We start from the raw sequence: 21,950 nt of genomic DNA on the forward strand, positions 1-21,950 counted from the left end.
TTAACGGCAAGGGCTTCTTCTTTTTTTACTGATGTTTGTTTTGAAATTCAACCATGAAATTGCTTAGTGCTTGGCATACTTCTAAAGGAACAGCGTTATAAGTAGATGCACGGCAGCCACCTACAGATCGATGTCCATTTAAGCCTACAAAACCTGCCTCTTTTGCTTCCACTAAAAACTGCTTTTCCAGTTCTTCATCAGCTACTCGGAAAGTGATGTTCATAAGAGAACGGCTTTCAGGAGAAGCATGTCCAGTATAAAAACCATTGCTATGATCAATAACATCGTAGATAACTTTTGCTTTTTCCTCATTTAGTTTGGCGATTTCTGTTAGTCCACCTTTTTCTTCCATCCAATTCAACACTTCTCCTAACATATAAATACCGAATGTAGGGGGTGTATTATATAAAGAATTGTTCTCAACAAATGTACTGTACTTTAGCATAGTTGGAATTTCTGTGTTTGCAGTTTCAAGAAAATCTTTGCGGATAATAACAACAGTTACACCAGATGGACCAAGATTTTTCTGTGCACCAGCATAAATCATACTAAATTTACTTACATCAACAGGTTTAGACATAATATCACTAGACATATCCGCAATTAAAGGAACATCCCCAGTATCTGGGAAGTCAAACCAGCCTGTACCATAAATTGTGTTATTTGAAGTTAAATGTACATAAGCAGCATCTGAATCATATTGCATATCTTGTAATGAAGGAATGTTCCGATACTTGTTTTCTTTTGTACTTGCAACCTGATAAGGTTCTCCAAACAATTTTGCCTCTTTAAATGCTTTCTCTGACCAAGAACCAGTCATAATATAACCAGCTTTTTGTCCAGCATTAAGAAAATTCATTGGGATCATAGAGAATTGTAAGCTTGCTCCACCTTGCAAGAAAAGTACTTCATAATCATCTGGAACAGAAAAAAGTTTTTTCAATCGGGCAATTGCACCATTATGTATTTCCTCGAATGTTGAACTACGATGACTCATTTCCATTATGGACATTCCTGTACCACGGAAATTAATCAGTTCTCTTTGTGCTTTTTCTAGTACCTCTAACGGAAGTGCAGAAGGCCCTGCGTTAAAATTAAAAGCACGTGTATTAGTTTGATTCAAATGAAACACTCCTTGTCGATATAAATTTTTTCATGTTAAAAGTATATACTGTTTTGTAGCTTTAGTTAGCTAAAGTAGCAAAATTTTTTTAAAAAAGTGAATAAAGTGTTAACAATAAATTTATTTCCGCAACAATAGGTATAGTTATTTCAGAATCCGAATAATTTTGTTTTCGTACCTTTCCCAATGTTCAAACATTTGCTAAACTAGTAAAGTCTTAATATGTAAATATGGGGGAAAAATTGTGAGGGTTTTTTTAGATTTAGGATGGTTTTTTAAAGAAAGGAAAAAGCAGTATTTAATAGGAATTCTAATGCTGATGTTTGTTGCTTTTCTCCAGCTACTACCGCCAAAAATAATTGGATATGTAGTAGATGAAATAAGTAAAGGAACATTAACTACAGCATTTTTAGTAAAATGGCTCGGTATACTTGCACTTGCTGCTACAGGGATGTATATTTTGCGTTATTATTGGCGTATTATGATTTTCGGATCAGCCATCTATTTGGCAAGACTGCTAAGAAGGAATCTTTTTCATCATTTTACGAGAATGTCTCCATCGTTCTATCAAAAAAAACGTGTTGGGGATTTAATGGCCCATGCAACGAATGACTTGTCAGCAGTACAACAGACTGCAGGTGCAGGCGTATTGACTCTAGTAGATTCTATTACAACAGGTGGATTTGTTATTGCAGCCATGGCATTTACGATTAACTGGAAACTAACGATTATTGCACTTTTACCGCTTCCTCTTATGGCCATTTTAACAAGTTATTATGGCAAGCTTTTACACCAACGTTTTCGTTATGCACAGGAAGCATTTTCCGATTTAAATGATAAAGCACAGGAAAGTATTTCAGGTGCTAAAGTTATAAAAACATTTGGGCAAGAGAAAGAAGATACGGAAGAATTTGTTCAATTGTCCCAAGAAGTAGTAGAAAAAAATATTCGTGTTGCAAAGGTAGATTCCTTATTTGACCCTACAATATCACTTATAGTAGGAGCATGTTTCTTCTTATCTATTATATTCGGTACTCGTTTCATCCTTGCTGATGAAATGACTATTGGTGACTTATTTGCTTTTACATCCTATTTAGGACTACTAGTATGGCCAATGTTAGCATTTGGATGGCTATTTAACATTGTCGAGCGAGGTAGTGCCTCCTATGATCGAATTAAGAATTTGCTTGAGGAAAAAATAGAGATTGATGATAAAGAAGGAGCTTTAGATCAAAAACCTGAAGGAGATTTACAATTTGATCTAGAGGAATTCAAATTTCCAGAAGATGATCGAGTTGCCTTACATGATGTTCATTTTACTTTAAAACGTGGTGAAACGTTAGGGATTGTTGGAAAAACTGGTTCTGGAAAGACTGCTATATTAAAGCTATTAATGAGAGAGTTTGAAGGTTATCAAGGTGAAATTATCTATGGTAATCATTCCATTGATGCGTATAAGAAAAAAAGCTTACGTGAAGCTATTGGATATGTACCACAAGATCATTTTTTATTCTCCACAACAGTTGCTGGGAATATAGCCTTTGCAAATGCTAGCGCAACAAGTGAACAGGTGGAAGAAGCGGCGAAGCTAGCATATATTCATGAGGATATATTGCAATTCACAGATGGCTATAAAACAATCGTTGGAGAACGTGGGGTTTCTTTATCTGGAGGTCAAAAGCAACGTATTTCGATTGCTCGGGCATTACTGATGGAACCAGAGCTCCTCATTTTAGATGATTCCTTATCTGCAGTTGATGCGCGAACAGAGGAAGCTATTTTAGAGGCATTAAAAGAAAAACGAACGGATGAAACTACTATTATAACTTCTCATCGTTTAAGTGCTATTCAACATGCCCATCAAATTATTGTAATGAGTGAAGGAACTATTATTGAAAAAGGCTCTCATGACCAATTGATGGACTTAAAAGGAATGTATTATGAAATGTATCAATTACAGCAACTAGAATCTTTAGTTGAAAAGGGTGGTGAGTTACAATGAACGAGAAGCAGCCACAGCTAACCGGAAAAGACCAATGGATGATTTTAAAAAGATTATTAACATACTTAAAACCACATACGAAAGCAGTATGTATAGCTTTATTTTTACTAGTATTAACTGTAACAGGAGATATATTGGGACCATATTTAATCAAGGTATTTATGGACAATTATTTAACACCTAAAAGTTTTCCAACTGGACCTCTAGTGGGATTAGCACTAGGTTATATATTTATACAAATCGGGAATGTAATCATTAGTTATTTCCAACTTTTAAAATTCCAAGAAATTGCACTGAAAATTATTCAACAAATGCGAATTGATGTGTTTTCTAAAGTGCATAAGTTGGGGATGCGTTACTTTGACAAAACGCCAGCCGGAAGTATTGTGTCACGTGTAACAAATGATACAGAAGCTATCAAAGATATGTTTGTCAGCGTATTAGTAGGCTTCCTTCAAAGTGGGTTTTTAATAGTTGGTGTTTATATTGCTATGTTTATATTGAATGTAAAATTAGCATTGTTCGCAACGATTTTATTACCTATAATGTTTGTAATCATTCGAACATATAGAAAGTACAGCTCTGTCGTTTATCAGGATTTACGTGAAAGACTGAGTCAATTAAATGCAAAGCTTGCAGAATCTTTACAAGGTATGACTATGATTCAAGCTTTCAGACAAGAAGACCGTTTACAGGATGAATTTAATGATATTAATGACTCACACTGGAATGCAGGAAAACGTAATATTAAGTTAGATAGTATTCTTCTTCGTCCTGCGATCGATTTAGTGTACGCCTTAGCCATTATTATGGTATTAAGCTACTTTGGGATAACTTCTATGAACAATTTCGTAGAAGTAGGGGTAATTTATGCTTTTGTAACTTATATAGATCGATTCTTTGAACCAATCAATCAAGTGATGCAACGTCTTTCGATATTTCAACAAGCAATCGTTGCGGCATCCAGAGTGTTCACTTTACTAGACGAGAAAGATTTAGCCCCTGCTCAAAAGGATAATGCAAAAGCTAAAATTGAAGAAGGAAAAATTGAATTTCAACATGTAACGTTTTCATACGATGGTAAAACGGATGTGTTAAAAAATATCTCCTTCACAGCAGAACCTGGTCAAACAGTAGCTCTAGTAGGACATACGGGAAGTGGAAAAAGCTCCATTATCAACTTACTAATGCGTTTTTATGAGTTTGAACAAGGTGATATTAAAATAGACGGGCATTCAGTTAAGGATTTTAAAACAGAAGAAATCCGAGAAAAAGTAGGCCTTGTGCTTCAAGATCCGTTTTTGTTTTATGGTGATATTGAAAGTAACATCCGATTACATGATAAAGATATGTCTGAAGAGGAAGTTAAGGCAGCAGCAGAATTTGTGCAAGCTAACAACTTTATTGAAAAGCTACCGTTTTCATATAAACAAAAAGTGACAGAAAGAGGATCTACATTCTCCAGCGGACAAAGACAATTGGTGGCATTCGCACGTACAATTGCTACAAATCCGAAAATTTTAGTTTTGGATGAAGCAACAGCAAATATAGATACAGAAACTGAAGTGGCAATCCAAAGTAGCTTAGAGAAGATGCGTAAAGGTAGAACTACAATAGCCATCGCCCATCGATTAAGTACGATTCAAGATGCAGAATTAATACTAGTACTACATCACGGAGAAATTGTGGAACGAGGTACACATCAAGAACTCTTGAACGAAAAAGGTTTGTATCATAAAATGTATCTGCTTCAGAATGGCGTTGTTGAAGCCATAAGGTAATTACCAATCATTTTAAATAACGAGATATAAAATAGTCAAAAAGCTGTCACAAGCATTAGTAGAGTAAAAGTGAATGAAATTTGGTACGATAGGGAGAGTAACTCGGAAAGGAAGACAGCCGTGAGTACCGATATTAATTTATTTTTGGCCTTTGGTGCAGGGTTTTTAAGTTTTATTTCTCCTTGTACATTGCCTTTGTATCCAGCATTTTTATCTTATATAACTGGAATGTCATTGGAAGAAATAAAAACAGATAAGAAATTGATGCAAAGAAGAGGGATGCTACATACTTTATTCTTCTTATTAGGTTTTTCCATTATTTTTATCGCATTAGGTTTTGCAACTTCGTTAGTAGGGACATTTTTCATTCAATATGATGATTTAATACGCCAAGTCGGTGCTATTTTTATTGTTATTTTTGGTTTAATAGTAATTGGTGTTTTTAAGCCAGAGTTTTTGATGAAAGAAAAAAGATTACAGTTTAAAAACCGTCCCTCCGGGTATTTTGGAACTACATTGATTGGTATGGCTTTTGCTGCAGGGTGGCAACCTTGTACCGGTCCAATATTAGCTGCGGTTCTCTTAATGGCGGGATCAAATCCTGACGCAGGAGTTTGGTATATGTTAGCCTACGTCCTAGGATTCGCTATTCCATTTTTCGTGTTATCTTTCTTTATTACACGACTTAATTGGATTCGTAAGAATAGTAATTTAATCGTGAAAATTGGCGGATATTTCATGATTGCTCTAGGAATATTATTATTTTTTGATGGATTAACTTATATTATTCGACTTTTAAGTCCGTTTTTTGGTGACTTTACTGGATTTTAAAGTGAGGGAGGCCTGACGATGCCAACAGTATTAGTAGTCGACGATGCCGTTTTCATGCGTGCAACTATCAAGAGAATGCTAGAAAATCAACATTTTGAAGTAATTGGAGAAGCATCTAATGGAAATGAAGCAGTAGAATTGTATCGACAATTATTGCCTGATGTAGTGACAATGGATATTACAATGCCAGGAATGACTGGAATTGAGGCAGTTAAAGCTATTGTAACAGAGTATCCAGATGCAAAAATTGTCATGGTCACTGCACTAGGTCAACAAAAACTAATTGTGGAAGCAATTGAAAATGGGGCAAAGGATTTCATTACAAAACCATTTAATCCCGATCAAATCGTTCAAGTATTGCAGAATGTAACTAGCTGGAATGAAAATTGATGAAACTTATTAATAGCTACCATCATTGGTTGGAAGTTGTTGAGAAGGAATCTGCACTGTTACTGTTTGTGAAAACAACTAATTGTTCTGTTTGTGAAGGATTATATCCCCAAATAGAAAATTTGCAAAAAGAAGTGGAAATCCCTTTTTATGTAGTTAATGCAGCAGAAGTACCAGAAATGGCAGGACAGTTATCTTTGTATACTGCTCCTGTCGTATTATTTTATAAGAACAAAAAGGAATATCAACGATATGCAAGGTTTGTAAAAACAGATGATGTTCGTAGAATATTAAAAGAACTAAATGATATGGAGAATTATCATGATTGAAAAAATTTCACCAAATATAATGATTATTGTTTCTACCGTGATAGCTCTAGGAATGGGAATATTGGTAACAACAATACGTGCAAAGGCAGCAAAAAAGCCCGCAAGTGTTAAAAAAATATTGCTACCACCATTGTTTATGTCCACTGGTGCTCTGATGTTTGTTTTTCCATTCTTTCGAGTATCAGGGATGGAAATAATCGAAGCACTCGCAGTAGGAATCGTGTTTTCTTCTGTTTTAATTTGGACTTCTAAGTTTGAAAAAAGAGATGGTGAAATCTACTTAAAGCAATCTAAAGCATTTATATTCATTTTGATTGGTTTACTAATAGTCCGTTTGGTTGGTAAGCTAATTTTAAGTTCTTCGATTGATGTGGGGGAACTTAGCGGTATGTTTTGGATTTTAGCCTTTGGTATGATTGTTCCTTGGAGAATTGCTATGTATTTACAATTTCGAAAACTACAAAAAGCATAATCTTTTGTATAAAAGTTAAAAAGCGAGGGGCTCTCATAAAGGGCCGCTCGCTTTTTTATCGTTTCTTTGGACTTACTTCAGATAGCTCAAAAAATTTAGTATACGGAGTAACGTCAATATTTAATTCCGCTAATTTTTTTCTTAGAAATTTATGATCCCTTTTAGGTGTTGCTATAATGTAGCCCCTGATTAGTAATTCACGCGAAATGGAAGTAGCTTTTTCTTCAAGGGCCAGCTGACCAATTTTACCAGCAATTTTCTGTTTAGCAACGGGTCTAAAGAGATCTGGGACTGGACTAACTAATTCATTTAAGAGTTCCTTTTGATCTTCATTCCATAGATGAATGGTTTTATCAACATAATATTCTTCCCAGTCTAAGTCAGATTTACCGTCGTCTTTAGGTAAAGCCTTTAAGAATTTACGAAACATAAAGAATCCACCAATTGCCATTAAAGTAACTAAAACTACTACCCAAAATAATATAAACCACAAAAACCAACCCTGTAACAAATCTATTCACCTCGTTTTTCTATATTAAGTATAAGATGTTCCCCAAAAAATTTCACTCTCTATGTATCCTTTCTTTTAAAAAGACTCTATCTACTTGTTGAAAGGAGGTGATACACATGGCGAATCTTGAATACAAACAAGCAGTACTGAAGTTAACATTTGAAGGAGGGTTAACAGGTGACGGGAAGATGAAGACAAAGTCTAAATCCTATCGAAATATACTAGCAGCAGCTACAGCGAATGGATTAGACACTGTTGCTATCACACTAGCAAGCTTTTCGAACAGCCCCTATATTGGAGCTGAAAAAGTAGAAACATCCAATATAATCTAACATTAATAAGGAGGAAATGGAATGGCAAAAACATTACAACTTCAATTTGAAACAGAAAACGGAAAATTGTTAATGGTTACAGTAGATAATCCAAAGGACACATTAACGGAAGCAGAAATTGAGGCAGGTATGGCAGCTATCATAGCGAGCAATGTGTTTCATGTTGCAGGAAGACCAGTTTCTGCTGTGAAAAGCGCAAAAGTAGTTGAGCGAAACGTCACACAAATTATCTAAGATTCCGAGACTCTCCTTCTTGGAGAGTCTCAGATTGACGACAATGAATAAAAAAATCTATCAAAACAGGTTGCTTAATCCAATTAAAATAAAGATAGTAGATATCTATTAGGAATTGTTTATAAGGCAAGGACCAGCACGAAGACCCCTGTGGGAACAGTTTAAGCTGAAGACCCCACAGTTGAGGGGAAGGCAATCTAAGCTCGCCGCATCCTGCTCCTGCGCAAAGCTCGTCGCAAAAGAACTTTTGCGGCAACAATTGCATGACCAACATCGTGTTGGCCAAGGAGGATGAAGCCAAGCCCACGGAAAGCGAGATGGGGGTCCTTGCCGAATTTAATATACAACTCTATGAACTCAAAATTGAGTTGTCTACAGACTGAGACTCTCCTTCAAGGAGAGTCTTTTTAAAAAAGGAAGTGATACTATGGAACAGTGGTTTTCATTGATTCAAGATGTAGGCTTTCCAATTTTCGTGTCATTTTATTTAATGCACCGAGTAGAAGGGAAACTAGAAGAAATCAAAATTGTACTGTTATCATTAAAATGAGTAGTCTAGTCACAAAACTGTTGAAATACACGAGACATAGTAGTTGAATGAACATATTTGTTTCGTTAAGATAAGGCTATGAATAGAAAAGAGAGGTCTCATAAATGAAGAAATTTATAGCTGTTATTATCATTTCTGTAGTGGTACTCGTAGGATGTGGTAGTAGTGGAAACTTTGAAGCCCAAACAAATTGGGAAGTGCAAGATTTCAATTATACGAACCAACACAATGAAAATGTTTCTTTGAATGATTTAAAAGGCAAAGTATGGTTGGCAACATTTATCTTTACGAATTGTGAAACAGTGTGTCCTCCTATGACATTTAATATGAGTGATATTCAGCAGATGTTAGTTGACAAAGGAATAGAAGATTATAACATAGTAGCTTTTAGTGTAGATCCGGAAGTCGATACACCAGAAAAACTTCAGGAGTATTTAGGGAACTATGATGTAGCAGACGACAGTAAATGGCAACTTTTAACGGGCTATAAACAAGAGGATATCTCCAAATTTGCAGCTGATAATTTTAAAACATTAGTAAAAGACGATCCCAATACAGATCAAGTAATTCATGGAGTATCATTTTATTTAGTGGATCAAAACGGTGTAGTTGTAAAAAACTATAATGGGTCAACTGATGTACCAAAAGAAGAAATTGTTATTGATGTTGAAACGCTTATTGAAGATGGAAAATAATATACAATGCCTAACCACGAAATAATTTCATGGTTAGGCATTTTTGTTACTTCTTTAAACATTGTTTTGCTTTTTCAATAAATCTCTAATTTCTTCAAGCAATACTTCTTTTGCATCAACTGGTGGAGCTTCTTCCACAGCTTCTGCTACGTCTTCTTTACGCTTAAATTTTGACAATAATCGAACAAACAAGAAAATAGAAAATGCAATCACAAAGAAATCAAATACCGACTTGATAAATTCTCCAAATAAAATTTCTTTGTACTTTAACGTTGAAAAATCTGCATTAAATAAAAGTAAGCCAATTATTGGCGTAATGATATTTTCAACTAATGAAGAAACAATTTTACCAAACGCTCCTCCTATTACCACCGCAATAGCTAAATCTAACACGTTCCCTTTAAATGCAAACTTCTTAAAGTCTTGCCACATAGTAAACACCTCCATTTATCAGACTACAAAAAAACAATTCTCTTGTATAGCTACTTTTTAAATTTATAGACTATTGTTTATAGTCAATTTATGCTATTGTTTTTCTAGGAAGTTAGATGGGTGGTGTTCCACAGATTGTATAAAAAGACATATCGAAAAATATCTTTTCAAATAGTTATTATTTATACCATTACTAGTGTTCTTTGGATTTTGTTTTCAGATTCGTTATTATTTAAATACTTTCCTAATGGGAAAACAATTTCTATCATTAAATCATTTATTTACATAGGTATAAGCGCTCTTTTACTTTTATATTTGATGAAGCAATCGTGGAAGATTCAGCAGGATCTTTTATTGAAAGAATTTGTAGACGATTTGACAGGTCTACAAAATAGAGGATCGTTACAAGCTACTTTACATAATTTAATATCGAAAAAAGAAACATTTCATCTGTTATTCGTTGATTTTGATCGGTTCAAAATGATAAATGATTTACATGGTTATGATAGTGGGGATTTAGTCCTGATGGATATATCAAACCGTTTAAGGAATAATAAATATGTTGTTTCTTCAGGTATGGTAGCAAGATGGGGAGCAGACGAATTTGTTATCATATTAAGAAATCGTTCCTATGATGAAGTTGTAAAATTTGTCGAAACTCTTTTAATAGATTCCACAAATCCACTATTTATATATGGGAAAGAGATCGTAAGTTCGATAAGTGTTGGATCTGTTCATTGTCCAATTGACTCAAGAAATGCTTCTGAATTATTACGGTTTGCAGAGCTCGCAGCTGACGAAGCTAAAAAAAATGGTGGGCTTAAACACGTACCTTACCGGAAAGAAATGTCCGACTTAGCAAACAAAGAATTATACCTAGAAGAGGGCTTACATAACGCATTAGATAAAGGGGAACTGTACTTAAACTTTCAGCCACAAATTGCTTCTAAAACAAATGAAATAATTGGAGTTGAAGCACTTGTCCGTTGGAAGCACGAAGATAAAATAATCTCTCCCGGAGAATTCATACCAGTTGCAGAAAAGAGTGGACATATTATTAAAATTGGTGACTTTGTTTTACGAGAAACATGTAGAAGCATCCCTATCATAGAAAAGGAGATAGGGAAGGAAATGTTGTTTAGCATTAATGTATCTGCCCGTCAATTCTATCAAAAAGATTATATTAAGCGAACGAAGAAAATACTAGAAGAAACCAATATACATCCGAATAAAATAGTATTAGAAATAACCGAATCAATTATCATGGAGTATACTGATTTTGTGTTAAAATCATTACAAGAGTTAAAAAGAATTGGATTTCAAATAGCAATAGATGATTTTGGGACAGGCTATTCTTCCTTCAAATACTTGGAACTATTGCCGGTAGATATTATTAAAATTGATCAGAGCTTTACTCAAGCAATTCATAAACCAAAGACTAAAGCAATCGTACAATCCATTATCTCGTTAGCACATAATTTAAACTTAAAAATTTTGGCAGAGGGTGTCGAGGATCTGTTCCAGGTTACTAACTTGAATGATTTGAAGTGTCACTATCTTCAAGGATATTATTTTAATAAACCACTTTCACTAAAACATCTGCTAGCAGAATATAAAAAGTAATTCATGGGATAGGTGAAAAAGAGCAATGAAACAAAAAAAGAATATATCCTATAAGGCTAAAATATGGATGATAATATTACTTCTACCTTGCACAATTACTATTTATATTTTAGCAATCATCGGTTGGCAAGAACTTCAAAGAATCCCTGCTATACAGGAATGGGCACAATCCGTTCAATCTGTTTCCACAGGTAAGAATAAACTAGATGTTCCCAAAGAATATATATCCATCTATAAAAAAGCTGAAGAGCAGTATGGTGTACCCTGGACACTTTTAGCTGCTCATCATCGTATTGAAACGAAATTCTCCACAATGGATCCATTGCTTTCTCCTGTTGGAGCAGAAGGACATTTACAATTTATGCCTTGTACCTTTGTCGGTTGGTCTCATCCTAGTTGTGAAGGCTTAGGGAAAGGGGATATACCAGACAAGGATAAAGTGAACCCAGATATAATCGCTAAGTATGGTGGCTACGGAGTAGATGCAAATGGGGATGGTAAGGCAGATCCATATGATATGGAAGATGCAATTTTTAGTGCTGCAAATTATTTAGCAGCTAGTGGGGCTGCAGATGGGGAAATTGAAAAAGCGATTTTCAATTATAACAGAAGTGATAAATATGTTGAGGATGTTCTACATTTTTATAATTTATACGAAAGTCAGTTAGACGAAATTCAAGCTGCTTCTATAAAAAAAGAAAATAAAAAGGATGGGTTATAACAACCCATCCTTTTTATTATTTTCGCATAGCTTTTAAAATAAGACTAAGTATTGCAACTAAAATGATAGCTCCGATTAAAGCTGGAATGATTGCCATATCCCATATAACTGGACCCATGTCTGGGAATATTAGCCCACCAATCCAAGCTCCGATAATACCCGCAATAATATTACCGATAATACCACCTGGAATATCTTTACCTAAAATTAATCCTGCTAGCCATCCGATGATACCACCAATAATTAGATATAATATAAATCCCATTTATTTCATCTCCTTTAAGAATGTTGATATGGTAACACTCTTTATATATCCATAAATGAGAAGACCTAAACATCAAGCGATTATTTTTTTAATACTAATGCACCAAGAGAGTTTGCAAAATGACCTAGAGCCCAGTCATGTCCCTGTTCATTGAAGCTTGCTACAGCATTTTCGTGAATGACAATTCTAAAGCCTAAATTGTAAGCGTCAACTGCCGTGTGAAGAACACAAATATCTGTACAAACTCCTACTATGTGGATCTCTTCTATATTACGTTCTGTTAAAATCTGATGTAAATTAGTACCTGCAAATGAGCTGTAACGTGTTTTATCCAACCAAATTATTTTCTCTTTGTTATCTTCATATACTAAATTTAACTTTCCGTATAATTCACGACCTGGGGAATTACGAATATTATGGGCTGGAAAAAGTTTTGACTCAGGATGATAAGGATCATTTTCTTCATGCAGATCAACAGGAAAAACAACTAACTCATTATTTACTATAAACTCTTTCGTTAACTGTACAATTGAATCCTCTATTAATTGTCCAGGTTTTCCACATGTTAATGCTCCGTTATCTGCCACGAAATCAACTGTATAATCCACAACAATTAAAGCTTTTTTCAACATTAAACAACTCCCTTCCATTTCTTCTTATTATGAATAATATAAAATAATAAAGCTATGAAAAAATTAAAATGGAAAGTTCTAAATATTTTGCTTTTTTGAATGATGCATATTATAATTGCAAAAAGGGGAGTGGAAAATATGGATAGACAAATGACAAAAAAGTTGAATAAACAAGCAATATGGTTTGTGATTCTTCACACTATATTTTTATTAGACCTTGCTGTCGAATTTTTTTCCATTCATTAAAACTAAGTCAACAGTTTAGAGTGAAAAATAATTTTATTATGTAAACTAATTGTATTGAAAGAAACCGAACGCTAACTTAACGTTCGGTTTCTCTATGTTTATTTTACTGACCCACTTACAAATGTATCTTCTTTATAATACATATTTTTTACTAGTATATTAGGGCCCAAACATTTTACTGCAGGACAATGACAATTAAGAGTTTTGGAAAGTGGGGAAGCCATCCATTTTTCAAATATAGACGGAAGGGTGTCCGTTAGGATGTTACCAAGCTGCGGTGCATCACCAAAGTCCGTCACAATAACCTCACCAGAGAAGATATTAACATTTAATCTTGATCTACCATCCGGATCATTTCGTACGGATACATTTTTACTATTATTTAAACGATTAAGCAAGTGAAGGCTTCTTTCCGTTTTACTACATGGATAAAATGGTAATGTTCCAAACAGCATCCAAACGTTCTCATCTCGGAAGCCTAAAATTTTCTCTATAGCCTCGTGTGTTTCTTCCAATGTAAGTGAAGTTAAGGAACTAGCAAAATCGGAAGGATACATAGGATGTATTTCATGACGAGCACATTTCATCTCATCTACGATTTGTCGATGAATATGTTCTAAATATGGAAGAGTTTTTTTGTTCAGCATTGTTTCGGCAGAAACCATAACCCCAGCTTCAGAAAGCATTCTACTATTATCAATCATTCGTTGAAAAAGTCGTGCACGTTGCTCATATGTAGGCTTTTTCTCCATCATTGCAAAGCCGGTTTCGACAAATTCATCTATGGTTCCCCAGTTATGAGAGATATGTAGTACATCTAAATAAGGAGCGATTAACAAGTATCTTTCAGGTTCAAGTGTTAGATTGGAGTTAATCTGTGTACGAACGCCACGATTATGTGCATACTTTAGTAGTGGCAAAACATATTGAGTCACAGACTTCTTAGATAGCATCGGTTCTCCACCAGTAATACTAATCGTTTTCAAGTGTGGAATTTCTTCTAGTCGTTGTAAAATCAAATCAATCGGAAGAGCAAGAGGGTCCTTTGTTTGTAAAGTGTACCCAACTGCACAATGTGCACAACGCATGTTACACAGGTGTGTAGTAGTAAACTCTATATTGGATAATGTAAGATTTCCGTGTTCTTCGATGTCTCGATAAGCTTCCCACGGATCGTTAATTGGTGTCATTTCTTTTAAAGCAATCATAAAAAACTTCCTTTCTAATGGATTATTCTCTCATATTTTTGTTCAAAAGAAAATGTTGGATTGTTTGTTAATCAGGAAGGGTATATAAAAAATGAATAAATAAGTTTGGAGGAATCGAATGTTTATAGAAAAGAATAATAAAATTAGAGCGGCTTTATTCAAACAGTTAGAACTTTTAAATGATGAACAATTCAATCAAAAGCCCGAACCAGATGCATGGTCACCTAAAGAAATCATCGAACACTTAATAAAGCTTGAGAATGTTATTAAGGATGGTATTACGTATCAATTAGCTAATCCCAAAAGCCCGAAGGCAAGAAGAAAGCCAATACAACTTTCAACATTACGTATTATCAAAGCTAAAGCACCGACCTATATTGTGCCGTCTACTGAATTCCAAACTATTGAAGAGATGAAAACCACTCTTCATACCGCTCGGATGGAACTTCTCTCTGTATATGAATCTTCCGATAAGGAAACACTTAATAAAAAATCATTAAAACATCCTATATTTGGACAATTACCGTTAGTTCAATGGTTTTCCTTTGTAGGATATCATGAAAAAAGACATTTAAGACAATTAGAAAAAACGATTGAAAAAATAAAAGGTCATAAGGAATAATTATCACTTATAATAATTTTAATGTAATTTACTTATAGACTTTATTCGAGTATGATAGGGAGTGGAGAAAAGTCACTAGATAGAGTCTTCTCAATAGACATTAGGAGGAATAATAATGGCAAATAGTAACCTACACAACAGCCGCGCTTCTTTTTCGCTAAATGGTAAAGAGTATAACTACTACCGTCTAGCTGCAATCGAAGAAGCTGGTATCGCAAAAGTATCACGCCTTCCTTATTCAATTAAAGTATTATTAGAATCAGTTTTGCGACAATATGATGGATATGTTATTAAAGAAGATCATGTAAACCAATTAGCAAAATGGGGTAAAGATGCAGACACAGAGGCAGAAGTTCCTTTTAAACCTTCCCGTGTTGTACTACAAGACTTTACTGGCGTACCAGTAGTAGTAGATTTAGCTTCATTACGTTCAGCTATGAATGAAATGGGTGGAAATCCAGATAAAATTAACCCTGCTATTCCGGTCGACCTTGTAATTGACCATTCTGTACAAGTAGACAAATATGGTACATCAACTGCATTAAAAGCAAATATGGATCTTGAGTTCGAACGTAACGCTGAGCGTTATAACTTCTTAAAATGGGCTCAAACATCATACGATAATTTCCGCGCTGTTCCACCAGCTACTGGTATCGTTCACCAAGTAAATTTAGAGTATTTAGCTCCAATCGTACACGTGAATGAAAATACAGATGGCACTTTAGAAACATTCCCAGATTCAGTAGTTGGTACTGACTCACATACAACAATGATTAATGGTCTTGGTGTATTAGGATGGGGTGTTGGTGGTATTGAAGCAGAAGCAGGTATGCTTGGTCAACCATCATACTTCCCAATTCCAGAGGTTATCGGTGTTAAATTAACCGGCGATCTTCCAAACGGAACAACTGCTACTGACTTAGCACTTAAAGTAACACAAGTATTGCGTCAACGTGGCGTAGTAGGTAAATTTGTAGAATTCTTCGGACCAGGGGTATCTAAATTACCACTTGCTGACCGTGCTACAATTGCAAACATGGCTCCAGAATATGGTGCAACATGTGGTTACTTCGCAATTGATGAAGAATCACTTAACTATTTACGTTTAACTGGTCGTGAAGAAGAGCATATTGCTGTAGTAGAAGCTTACTTAAAAGCAAATGACATGTTCTTTGACCCGACTTTAGAACCTGTATATACAGATGTTATAGAAATTAATTTGGCAGATATTGAAGCAAACCTTTCAGGACCAAAACGTCCACAAGATTTGATTCCTCTATCAGATATGAAGGCTCGTTACCGTGAAGCACTAGTTGCTCCTCAAGGTACTCAAGGTTTCGGTTTGAATGAAAAAGAATTCGACAAAACTGCAACTGCAAAATTTGCGGATGGAGATGTAGCAATCCCAACTGGTGCTGTAGCAATCGCTGCAATCACTTCTTGTACAAATACATCAAACCCTTACGTAATGTTAGCTGCTGGATTAGTTGCTAAAAAAGCGGTAGAAAAAGGCTTAACTGTTCCTGCTTATGTAAAAACATCATTAGCTCCTGGTTCAAAAGTTGTTACTGGTTATTTACAAGATTCAGGATTAGACAAGTTCTTAGATGAAATTGGATTTAATACAGTTGGTTACGGATGTACAACTTGTATCGGTAACTCTGGACCATTACTACCTGAAATAGAAAAAGCAATCGTTGACGAAGATTTGTTTGTAACATCTGTTCTTTCTGGTAACCGTAACTTCGAAGGACGTGTTCACCCACTTGTAAAAGCGAACTACTTAGCTTCACCACCACTAGTAGTTGCATATGCACTTGCTGGAACAGTAGATATCGATCTACAAAAAGATTCTTTCGGTAAAGACAAAGATGGCAACGATGTATTCTTTGCTGACATTTGGCCTTCTACGGAAGAAGTAAATGACGTTCTTTCTAAAGTAGTTACTCGTGAACTATTCCAAAAAGAATATGCACGCGTATTTGATGAAAATGAAGCTTGGAATGCAATTGAAACTTCAACTGAGTCTCTATATTCATTTGATGATAAATCAACTTACATTCAAAACCCACCATTCTTCCAAGGCTTATCGAAAGAACCAGGTGATATTCAAACTCTTGCTGGACTTCGTATTGTTGCGAAATTTGGTGATTCTATCACTACAGACCATATTTCACCAGCTGGTGCGATTGGTAAAGATACTCCAGCAGGTAAATACTTGCGTGAAAATGGCGTAGAAGTACGTGATTTCAACTCTTATGGATCTCGTCGTGGTAACCATGAAGTAATGATGCGTGGAACATTTGCGAACATCCGTATTCGTAACCAAGTTGCTCCAGGTACAGAAGGTGGATATACTACGTACTGGCCAACAGGAGAAATCATGTCTATCTATGATGCAGCAATGAAGTATCAAGAATCGAATACTGGTTTAGTAGTACTTGGTGGAAAAGATTATGGAATGGGATCTTCCCGTGACTGGGCAGCTAAAGGAACAAACCTATTAGGTATCAAGGCTGTCATTACTGAAAGCTTTGAACGTATACATCGTTCAAATCTAGTTATGATGGGTGTATTACCACTTAACTTCTTACCAGGTGAAAATGCTGAAAGTCTTGGCTTAACTGGCAAAGAAGAAATTAGTATTAATGTTGCAGAAGGTGTAAAACCTCGCGATATTCTACAAGTAACAGCAAAAGCAGAAGATGGTTCTGAAAAACAATTCAATGTTCTTGCTCGTTTCGATTCAGAAGTAGAAGTAGACTACTACCGTCACGGTGGTATCCTTCAAATGGTACTACGTAACAAAATGTTAGAAGCGTAAGATAATATGTAAAGGACCTGATTCTTAATGAATTAGGTCCTTTTTTGTATGAAGAATTCAAGTACAAAATAAAGAAGAGGGACGTGATGTTCATCACAACCCTCTTCTTTAAAATTACTCGATACTGTTGTAGCAAACATACAGTCCTTTATACGCCGAAAACGACGGAAAATGCGAAATTAGAAGATTTCTTTTATTTCTCTCTTATCCCAATCAGGTCTTATTAAAGAGAAAACTAGTGCATCACTCGATTGATCATTTTGATATAAATAGCCTCTTAATAATCCTTCTTTTTGAAAACCTAATTTTAATAACAATTTGAAGGAAGCTTCATTTTCAGGAAATGTCACTGCACCGATACGAAATAGCTCTAATTCTTGAAAGCAATATTGAATTACAGCCTGAACTGCTTCCGAAACAATTCCTTTCTTCCAATGGGTAGGGAGTAAATCGTAACCAATTTCTGTACGTTTGCTTGAAATTAGTAAATTGTTTAATCCAACTGTGCCAACTAAATTACCACTTTCTTTTAATATAATTCCCCAACGCAGTGAACGCTTATTGTTAAAATTACTTGCAAATGAATCTATCAGTTTCTTTGCCTGATCCTTATTTGTAAAAGGAGTCATTCCATAATATTTCATTGCTTCTCGATCAGAAAAAATTGCAAAAATATCATCTAAATTTTCATCTGTTATTTCTAAAAGCTTCAATCTTTTTGTTTCTAAAATTGGAAAATCCATTGATTCTCTTCCTCTCCTTAAACCTCTATTATATTTTATCATAGTTCCGTATTTTCTAAGACATCTGAATTATCATTCAATTAGAACGAAAAATATGGTAGTATTAGTAATAAATAACGTGCTTCGAAAATGGAGGTTTAGCGATGGAACAAACTACAATAATTATGTCAAAATTAACCCCTCCTATGACCTCATCCTTTTACATGAGAAGATCATCCCTTATAAAAAAATTAAAATCAAATTCTCATAAGAAATTATCTCTTTTACATAGTGGAGCTGGATTTGGTAAAAGTTCAGCTTTAGCACAATATTATGCTGATTCAAAGGAATTATACTCCTGGTACACCATTACCGAAGAAGACGATGATATTCTTCCTTTTCTAAGACATTTATTACTTAGCATTCGGAAAGTAATCCCTACATTTGGTGTAAGTCTAATAGAAAAAGAAGTAATATCCATGTATCCAAAAGAAGCAGAATTAACTCGTTGGTACTCACTATTTAGCAATGAATTGGTTTCAATCGATAAGCCATTTACTATTATATTAGACGATTTTCATCTGATTGATCATGTTTTTCAAATAAATTATATAGTAGAAAAAATAATAGAATTCCTTCCTCCAAATATACATCTTGTTGTCGCATCCAGAAGTCGACCTAAATGGACTATATTATTAAAGCTAAAATTAAAAGGACAGCTAGTTGAAATTAGCGAAAAAGACTTTATGTTTAGTGAAGAAGAAATTCAAGTATTTTTTGAGGATTATTTTGATAAAACGATTTCATTGAACGAAGCGGAAGAAATTATGAAACTAACAGAGGGTTGGGCAATCGCTATTCACTTGATTGCAATGCAAGTTGCAGAGACGAGTAAACAAATAGCAGAACTTTTTGATCCAGCTTTAAAAGATCTATTTTCCTATTTATCCGAAGAAGTATTTTTACGGATGAACGAAGAAGATAAGCAATCGTTATTAAATTTTAGTATCTTCCCAACCTTTACTCTAGAAGATATTCATGCTTTTTTCGGAGAGATTGAAGCAAGAAATCTCGTTAGATTAGCGAGTAGCCATGCTTTCATCCAAGCATTAAGCGATACCGGCGCCTATCGATACCATTCTTTGTTCCAACAATATTTAGAAACAAAGTGGTTACAAAAAGATCAAGCTCTTTACGTGGAAACACACAAAAGAGCCGCCGCATATTACAGTAAAAAAAATAATTTAGTCCAATCTATTCATCATGCGGTAAAAGCAAAAGATGATTTTTTTCTAGGTCAGACGATTGTTCAGTTTGCGGAAATGATGATCAAATCTGGACAATTCGATTGGTTGTTAGATTTGTTAAAAGAACATCTTTCTGAGGAAAGAAAAGAAGAGTTCTATGAGCTTTATTATTACGAAGGTGAATGTCATCGATATAGAGCTTTTTATGAAAAAGCTAAAAAAGCATATGAAAAATGTATCAACTTTGCCAAGGAACATAATAACCATTTGTATCATAGTCGAGGCAATGCTGGAATTGCGCATATCTATTTAGATACTATTCAACCGGCATTTGCAAAACCTTTTTTAGAAGAAGCTGTTAAATGGTCTGAGATGAGTACGGATATGACAAGGCATGAAATGTTGTTATTAAAGAGATTATTAGCGGAAAATCTAGTAAACTTGGGAAAAGCAAAAGAGGCAAATAAATTTGTTCAACAAGAAAAGTTAGAGGCAGCTATTTTAAGAGAAGGAAATTTGGATGCTAGAATTCTGCTCCGGACAGGTATGCTAAATGAAGCACTGAAAATATTAAAAAATAGGATAAGCGATGAAAATAGTTTACCTGATTCTCATCGAGAGACAGAGGTTTTACTTTCCTTTATATATTCTTTAATGGGACAAGTAGAGCATGCAAAACAAGCGGCTATAAAAGGCATTGAAACTGGAAATCGTGAAAAGTCAGGTTTTGTTGAGGCGGTAGGATGGATTCGTAGAGGGCATGCAGAAATATTAGATAATCCATTTGATACGGAAACGCCTGAAACTTATTACTTGAAAGCTGTGAATCGAATGGAAGAGTTGAATGTTTCTAGGGGTAAAGCCGAACCTTATATGGGACTATCCATTTTAAAGTCTAGACAAGGATACTTTCAAGAGGCGATCTCATACGGTGAAAAAGGTCTCCGAGAAACGGACAAGGGGAATGATTATTGGTTATCTGCATATATTTTGATATGTTTAACAATAGTTTATTTTGAAAATGATGAACACCATCAAGCATTACAAACAGTTCATGAGGCTAATCGACTGTTTGTAATTAGTGGGGATGTTTATGGTGAAATGGTATCGAACTATTGGCTAATGATTATTCATCACCATTTAGAAAATCAAGACGTGTTCATTCATTACGCTGAAAGATTTGCAACTTTATGTGTTCGTTTTGATTTCGTATTTTTTTTACAGAGAAAAACGGTTTTTGGACCATATGATTTGCAAATGCATTATCCTATCCTCCAAAAAGCGCTTATCGCAAAACCGGACTCAATTGATGTAAATACTGTATCTAATCTATTGAAGATAAATACAGTGAGTAATTACCCAGGATATCAACTTACAATACACCTGCTTGGACCCTTTACTCTTTATATGAGCAATAAAGAGGTAAGCGAACGAAACTGGCAAAGAGATAAGGCAAAAGAATTATTAGCTTATTTATTTATGAATAAAAACCGCTTTGTCCCAAAGGAAGAAATTATCCATGCATTATGGGGAGAAAGCAATGAAAAAAACATGGACCGTGATTTTAAAGTAACCTTGAATTCTCTATTAAAAGTAATTGAACCAAATCGGTTAGCAAGAGAGGAATCCTTTTTCATTGTCCGCAAGCAGTCGATGTATCGATTGAACCCTAATGTATCGATTGCTAGCGATATCGATAATTTTCATCATTATGTTGATAAAGGATTAAATGAACATAACCCAGTGATATCTAAAGAGTCACTATTAAAAGCAGAAAAATTGTACAAAGGCCAATTGTATGAAGAAAAGACAACAATAGAATGGATTTCGCATGATCGGGAAAATGCACAACAACTCTACATTACAGTGTTAGAACGACTAGCACAAACAAGTACCAGGTTAAAGGAGTTCGAAAAAACAATTTATTGGGCTGAGAAGCTCCTACGAATAGATCGAACTTGGGAGGAAGCATATCGGCTGTTGATGTACGCTTACTATCAATTACAAAACCGCTCCCAATCTGTAAAATGGTATGACCGTTGTGTTACTACACTTGAACAGGAACTTGGCATTGAGCCCATGGAAACTACCATACAAATGTATGAAATGATAACAAATTATGAATAGAAATTAGAAAAAGAAATATCTTTCATATAAA

The 21,950-nt window shown here is 34.8% G+C and carries 22 protein-coding genes; 15 read left to right on the top strand and 7 right to left on the bottom strand.

The window, feature by feature from the left end:
* Nucleotides 1-25: 25 nt before the first annotated feature.
* Nucleotides 26-1,123 (bottom strand): 3-phosphoserine/phosphohydroxythreonine transaminase, encoded by a 1,098-nt coding sequence (gene serC / locus P2Q73_RS10380; RefSeq protein WP_275786684.1) that lies wholly within the window; start codon nt 1,121-1,123, stop codon nt 26-28.
* A gap of 244 nt (nt 1,124-1,367) precedes the next feature.
* Between serC and P2Q73_RS10385 the strand changes: the two genes are divergently transcribed.
* From P2Q73_RS10385 to P2Q73_RS10410, 6 genes are all read left to right on the top strand, one after another.
* Entirely contained in the window at nt 1,368-3,125 is a 1,758-nt protein-coding gene (locus P2Q73_RS10385; protein WP_275786686.1) for an ABC transporter transmembrane domain-containing protein, read from the top strand.
* Nucleotides 3,122-4,906 (top strand): ABC transporter ATP-binding protein, encoded by a 1,785-nt coding sequence (locus tag P2Q73_RS10390; RefSeq protein ID WP_056829974.1) that lies wholly within the window; start codon nt 3,122-3,124, stop codon nt 4,904-4,906. Before P2Q73_RS10385 ends, P2Q73_RS10390 begins: the two co-directional genes overlap by 4 nt.
* Nucleotides 4,907-5,026: 120 nt before the next feature.
* Nucleotides 5,027-5,737: a cytochrome c biogenesis CcdA family protein gene (locus P2Q73_RS10395; protein ID WP_275786689.1), complete on the top strand. Its 711-nt coding sequence runs from the start codon at nt 5,027-5,029 to the stop codon at nt 5,735-5,737.
* An 18-nt stretch (nt 5,738-5,755) separates the two neighbouring features.
* Nucleotides 5,756-6,127, top strand: coding sequence for a response regulator (locus P2Q73_RS10400; RefSeq protein WP_275786691.1), 372 nt, complete (start codon nt 5,756-5,758; stop codon nt 6,125-6,127).
* On the top strand, nt 6,127-6,456 hold the full coding sequence (locus P2Q73_RS10405) for a thioredoxin family protein (protein WP_056829970.1): 330 nt from the start codon (nt 6,127-6,129) through the stop codon (nt 6,454-6,456). The genes P2Q73_RS10400 and P2Q73_RS10405 overlap by 1 nt, the downstream gene beginning before the upstream one ends.
* The gene (locus P2Q73_RS10410; protein WP_056829968.1) at nt 6,449-6,928 is read left to right on the top strand and encodes a CcdC family protein; all 480 of its coding nucleotides are present in this window, start codon (nt 6,449-6,451) and stop codon (nt 6,926-6,928) included. Before P2Q73_RS10405 ends, P2Q73_RS10410 begins: the two co-directional genes overlap by 8 nt.
* A gap of 55 nt (nt 6,929-6,983) precedes the next feature.
* Here the strand turns inward: P2Q73_RS10410 and P2Q73_RS10415 are convergent, their stop codons facing one another.
* A complete protein-coding gene (locus P2Q73_RS10415) occupies nt 6,984-7,439 on the bottom strand; it encodes a DUF2621 domain-containing protein (RefSeq protein WP_053589421.1) in 456 nt (151 codons plus the stop codon).
* Nucleotides 7,440-7,555: 116 nt separating this feature from the next.
* Between P2Q73_RS10415 and P2Q73_RS10420 the strand changes: the two genes are divergently transcribed.
* From P2Q73_RS10420 to P2Q73_RS10435, 4 genes are all read left to right on the top strand, one after another.
* Nucleotides 7,556-7,771: a DUF1659 domain-containing protein gene (locus P2Q73_RS10420; RefSeq protein WP_053589422.1), complete on the top strand. Its 216-nt coding sequence runs from the start codon at nt 7,556-7,558 to the stop codon at nt 7,769-7,771.
* 21 nt (nt 7,772-7,792) lie between these two features.
* The gene (locus P2Q73_RS10425; protein ID WP_056829966.1) at nt 7,793-8,005 is read left to right on the top strand and encodes a DUF2922 domain-containing protein; all 213 of its coding nucleotides are present in this window, start codon (nt 7,793-7,795) and stop codon (nt 8,003-8,005) included.
* A gap of 427 nt (nt 8,006-8,432) precedes the next feature.
* Complete coding sequence (locus P2Q73_RS10430; RefSeq protein WP_082355352.1) at nt 8,433-8,555, top strand: YvrJ family protein; 123 nt, start codon at nt 8,433-8,435, stop codon at nt 8,553-8,555.
* A 104-nt stretch (nt 8,556-8,659) separates the two neighbouring features.
* Nucleotides 8,660-9,250 carry an SCO family protein gene (locus tag P2Q73_RS10435; protein WP_053589425.1) on the top strand — a complete coding sequence of 197 codons (591 nt, stop codon included), beginning with the start codon at nt 8,660-8,662 and terminating at the stop codon, nt 9,248-9,250.
* A 54-nt stretch (nt 9,251-9,304) separates the two neighbouring features.
* Here P2Q73_RS10435 and mscL read toward each other — a convergent pair whose 3' ends face one another.
* Complete coding sequence (mscL, locus tag P2Q73_RS10440; RefSeq protein WP_275786700.1) at nt 9,305-9,682, bottom strand: large conductance mechanosensitive channel protein MscL; 378 nt, start codon at nt 9,680-9,682, stop codon at nt 9,305-9,307.
* Nucleotides 9,683-9,817: 135 nt separating this feature from the next.
* Here mscL and P2Q73_RS10445 point away from each other — a divergent pair, with 135 nt between their 5' ends.
* Together P2Q73_RS10445 and P2Q73_RS10450 are read left to right on the top strand one after the other, a co-directional pair.
* A complete protein-coding gene (locus tag P2Q73_RS10445) occupies nt 9,818-11,305 on the top strand; it encodes a putative bifunctional diguanylate cyclase/phosphodiesterase (RefSeq protein ID WP_156316766.1) in 1,488 nt (495 codons plus the stop codon).
* Nucleotides 11,306-11,330: 25 nt separating this feature from the next.
* The gene (locus P2Q73_RS10450) at nt 11,331-12,026 is read left to right on the top strand and encodes a lytic transglycosylase domain-containing protein (protein WP_275786705.1); all 696 of its coding nucleotides are present in this window, start codon (nt 11,331-11,333) and stop codon (nt 12,024-12,026) included.
* Nucleotides 12,027-12,042: 16 nt separating this feature from the next.
* Here P2Q73_RS10450 and P2Q73_RS10455 read toward each other — a convergent pair whose 3' ends face one another.
* From P2Q73_RS10455 to yfkAB, 3 genes are all read right to left on the bottom strand, one after another.
* Nucleotides 12,043-12,291 (bottom strand): GlsB/YeaQ/YmgE family stress response membrane protein, encoded by a 249-nt coding sequence (locus P2Q73_RS10455; protein WP_053589429.1) that lies wholly within the window; start codon nt 12,289-12,291, stop codon nt 12,043-12,045.
* A gap of 80 nt (nt 12,292-12,371) precedes the next feature.
* Nucleotides 12,372-12,920 (bottom strand): cysteine hydrolase family protein, encoded by a 549-nt coding sequence (locus P2Q73_RS10460; RefSeq protein WP_275787464.1) that lies wholly within the window; start codon nt 12,918-12,920, stop codon nt 12,372-12,374.
* A 347-nt stretch (nt 12,921-13,267) separates the two neighbouring features.
* A complete protein-coding gene (yfkAB, locus tag P2Q73_RS10465; RefSeq protein WP_053589430.1) occupies nt 13,268-14,377 on the bottom strand; it encodes a radical SAM/CxCxxxxC motif protein YfkAB in 1,110 nt (369 codons plus the stop codon).
* 118 nt (nt 14,378-14,495) lie between these two features.
* Here yfkAB and P2Q73_RS10470 point away from each other — a divergent pair, with 118 nt between their 5' ends.
* Both P2Q73_RS10470 and acnA read left to right on the top strand, forming a co-directional pair.
* Nucleotides 14,496-14,999 carry a DinB family protein gene (locus P2Q73_RS10470; protein WP_275786709.1) on the top strand — a complete coding sequence of 168 codons (504 nt, stop codon included), beginning with the start codon at nt 14,496-14,498 and terminating at the stop codon, nt 14,997-14,999.
* A 115-nt stretch (nt 15,000-15,114) separates the two neighbouring features.
* Nucleotides 15,115-17,823 (top strand): aconitate hydratase AcnA, encoded by a 2,709-nt coding sequence (gene acnA / locus P2Q73_RS10475; protein WP_275786711.1) that lies wholly within the window; start codon nt 15,115-15,117, stop codon nt 17,821-17,823.
* A 179-nt stretch (nt 17,824-18,002) separates the two neighbouring features.
* Here the strand turns inward: acnA and P2Q73_RS10480 are convergent, their stop codons facing one another.
* Nucleotides 18,003-18,566: a GNAT family N-acetyltransferase gene (locus P2Q73_RS10480; RefSeq protein ID WP_056829953.1), complete on the bottom strand. Its 564-nt coding sequence runs from the start codon at nt 18,564-18,566 to the stop codon at nt 18,003-18,005.
* 143 nt (nt 18,567-18,709) lie between these two features.
* Here P2Q73_RS10480 and P2Q73_RS10485 point away from each other — a divergent pair, with 143 nt between their 5' ends.
* A complete protein-coding gene (locus P2Q73_RS10485; RefSeq protein ID WP_275786715.1) occupies nt 18,710-21,919 on the top strand; it encodes an AfsR/SARP family transcriptional regulator in 3,210 nt (1,069 codons plus the stop codon).
* Nucleotides 21,920-21,950 lie beyond the last annotated feature (31 nt).

The sequence above is a fragment of the Bacillus sp. Cr_A10 genome, from assembly GCF_029222665.1.
GTDB lineage: Bacteria > Bacillota > Bacilli > Bacillales_A > Planococcaceae > Psychrobacillus.

Coding starts and splice junctions, on each gene's coding strand:
- P2Q73_RS10390 (WP_056829974.1), top strand. CDS start 3,122: ATGAACGAGAAGCAGCCACAGCTAACCGGAAAAGACCAATGGATGATT.
- P2Q73_RS10400 (WP_275786691.1), top strand. CDS start 5,756: ATGCCAACAGTATTAGTAGTCGACGATGCCGTTTTCATGCGTGCAACT.
- P2Q73_RS10405 (WP_056829970.1), top strand. CDS start 6,127: ATGAAACTTATTAATAGCTACCATCATTGGTTGGAAGTTGTTGAGAAG.
- P2Q73_RS10410 (WP_056829968.1), top strand. CDS start 6,449: ATGATTGAAAAAATTTCACCAAATATAATGATTATTGTTTCTACCGTG.
- P2Q73_RS10420 (WP_053589422.1), top strand. CDS start 7,556: ATGGCGAATCTTGAATACAAACAAGCAGTACTGAAGTTAACATTTGAA.
- P2Q73_RS10425 (WP_056829966.1), top strand. CDS start 7,793: ATGGCAAAAACATTACAACTTCAATTTGAAACAGAAAACGGAAAATTG.
- P2Q73_RS10430 (WP_082355352.1), top strand. CDS start 8,433: ATGGAACAGTGGTTTTCATTGATTCAAGATGTAGGCTTTCCAATTTTC.
- P2Q73_RS10435 (WP_053589425.1), top strand. CDS start 8,660: ATGAAGAAATTTATAGCTGTTATTATCATTTCTGTAGTGGTACTCGTA.
- mscL (WP_275786700.1), bottom strand. CDS start 9,682: ATGTGGCAAGACTTTAAGAAGTTTGCATTTAAAGGGAACGTGTTAGAT.
- P2Q73_RS10450 (WP_275786705.1), top strand. CDS start 11,331: ATGAAACAAAAAAAGAATATATCCTATAAGGCTAAAATATGGATGATA.
- P2Q73_RS10455 (WP_053589429.1), bottom strand. CDS start 12,291: ATGGGATTTATATTATATCTAATTATTGGTGGTATCATCGGATGGCTA.
- yfkAB (WP_053589430.1), bottom strand. CDS start 14,377: ATGATTGCTTTAAAAGAAATGACACCAATTAACGATCCGTGGGAAGCT.
- P2Q73_RS10470 (WP_275786709.1), top strand. CDS start 14,496: ATGTTTATAGAAAAGAATAATAAAATTAGAGCGGCTTTATTCAAACAG.
- acnA (WP_275786711.1), top strand. CDS start 15,115: ATGGCAAATAGTAACCTACACAACAGCCGCGCTTCTTTTTCGCTAAAT.
- P2Q73_RS10480 (WP_056829953.1), bottom strand. CDS start 18,566: ATGGATTTTCCAATTTTAGAAACAAAAAGATTGAAGCTTTTAGAAATA.
- P2Q73_RS10485 (WP_275786715.1), top strand. CDS start 18,710: ATGGAACAAACTACAATAATTATGTCAAAATTAACCCCTCCTATGACC.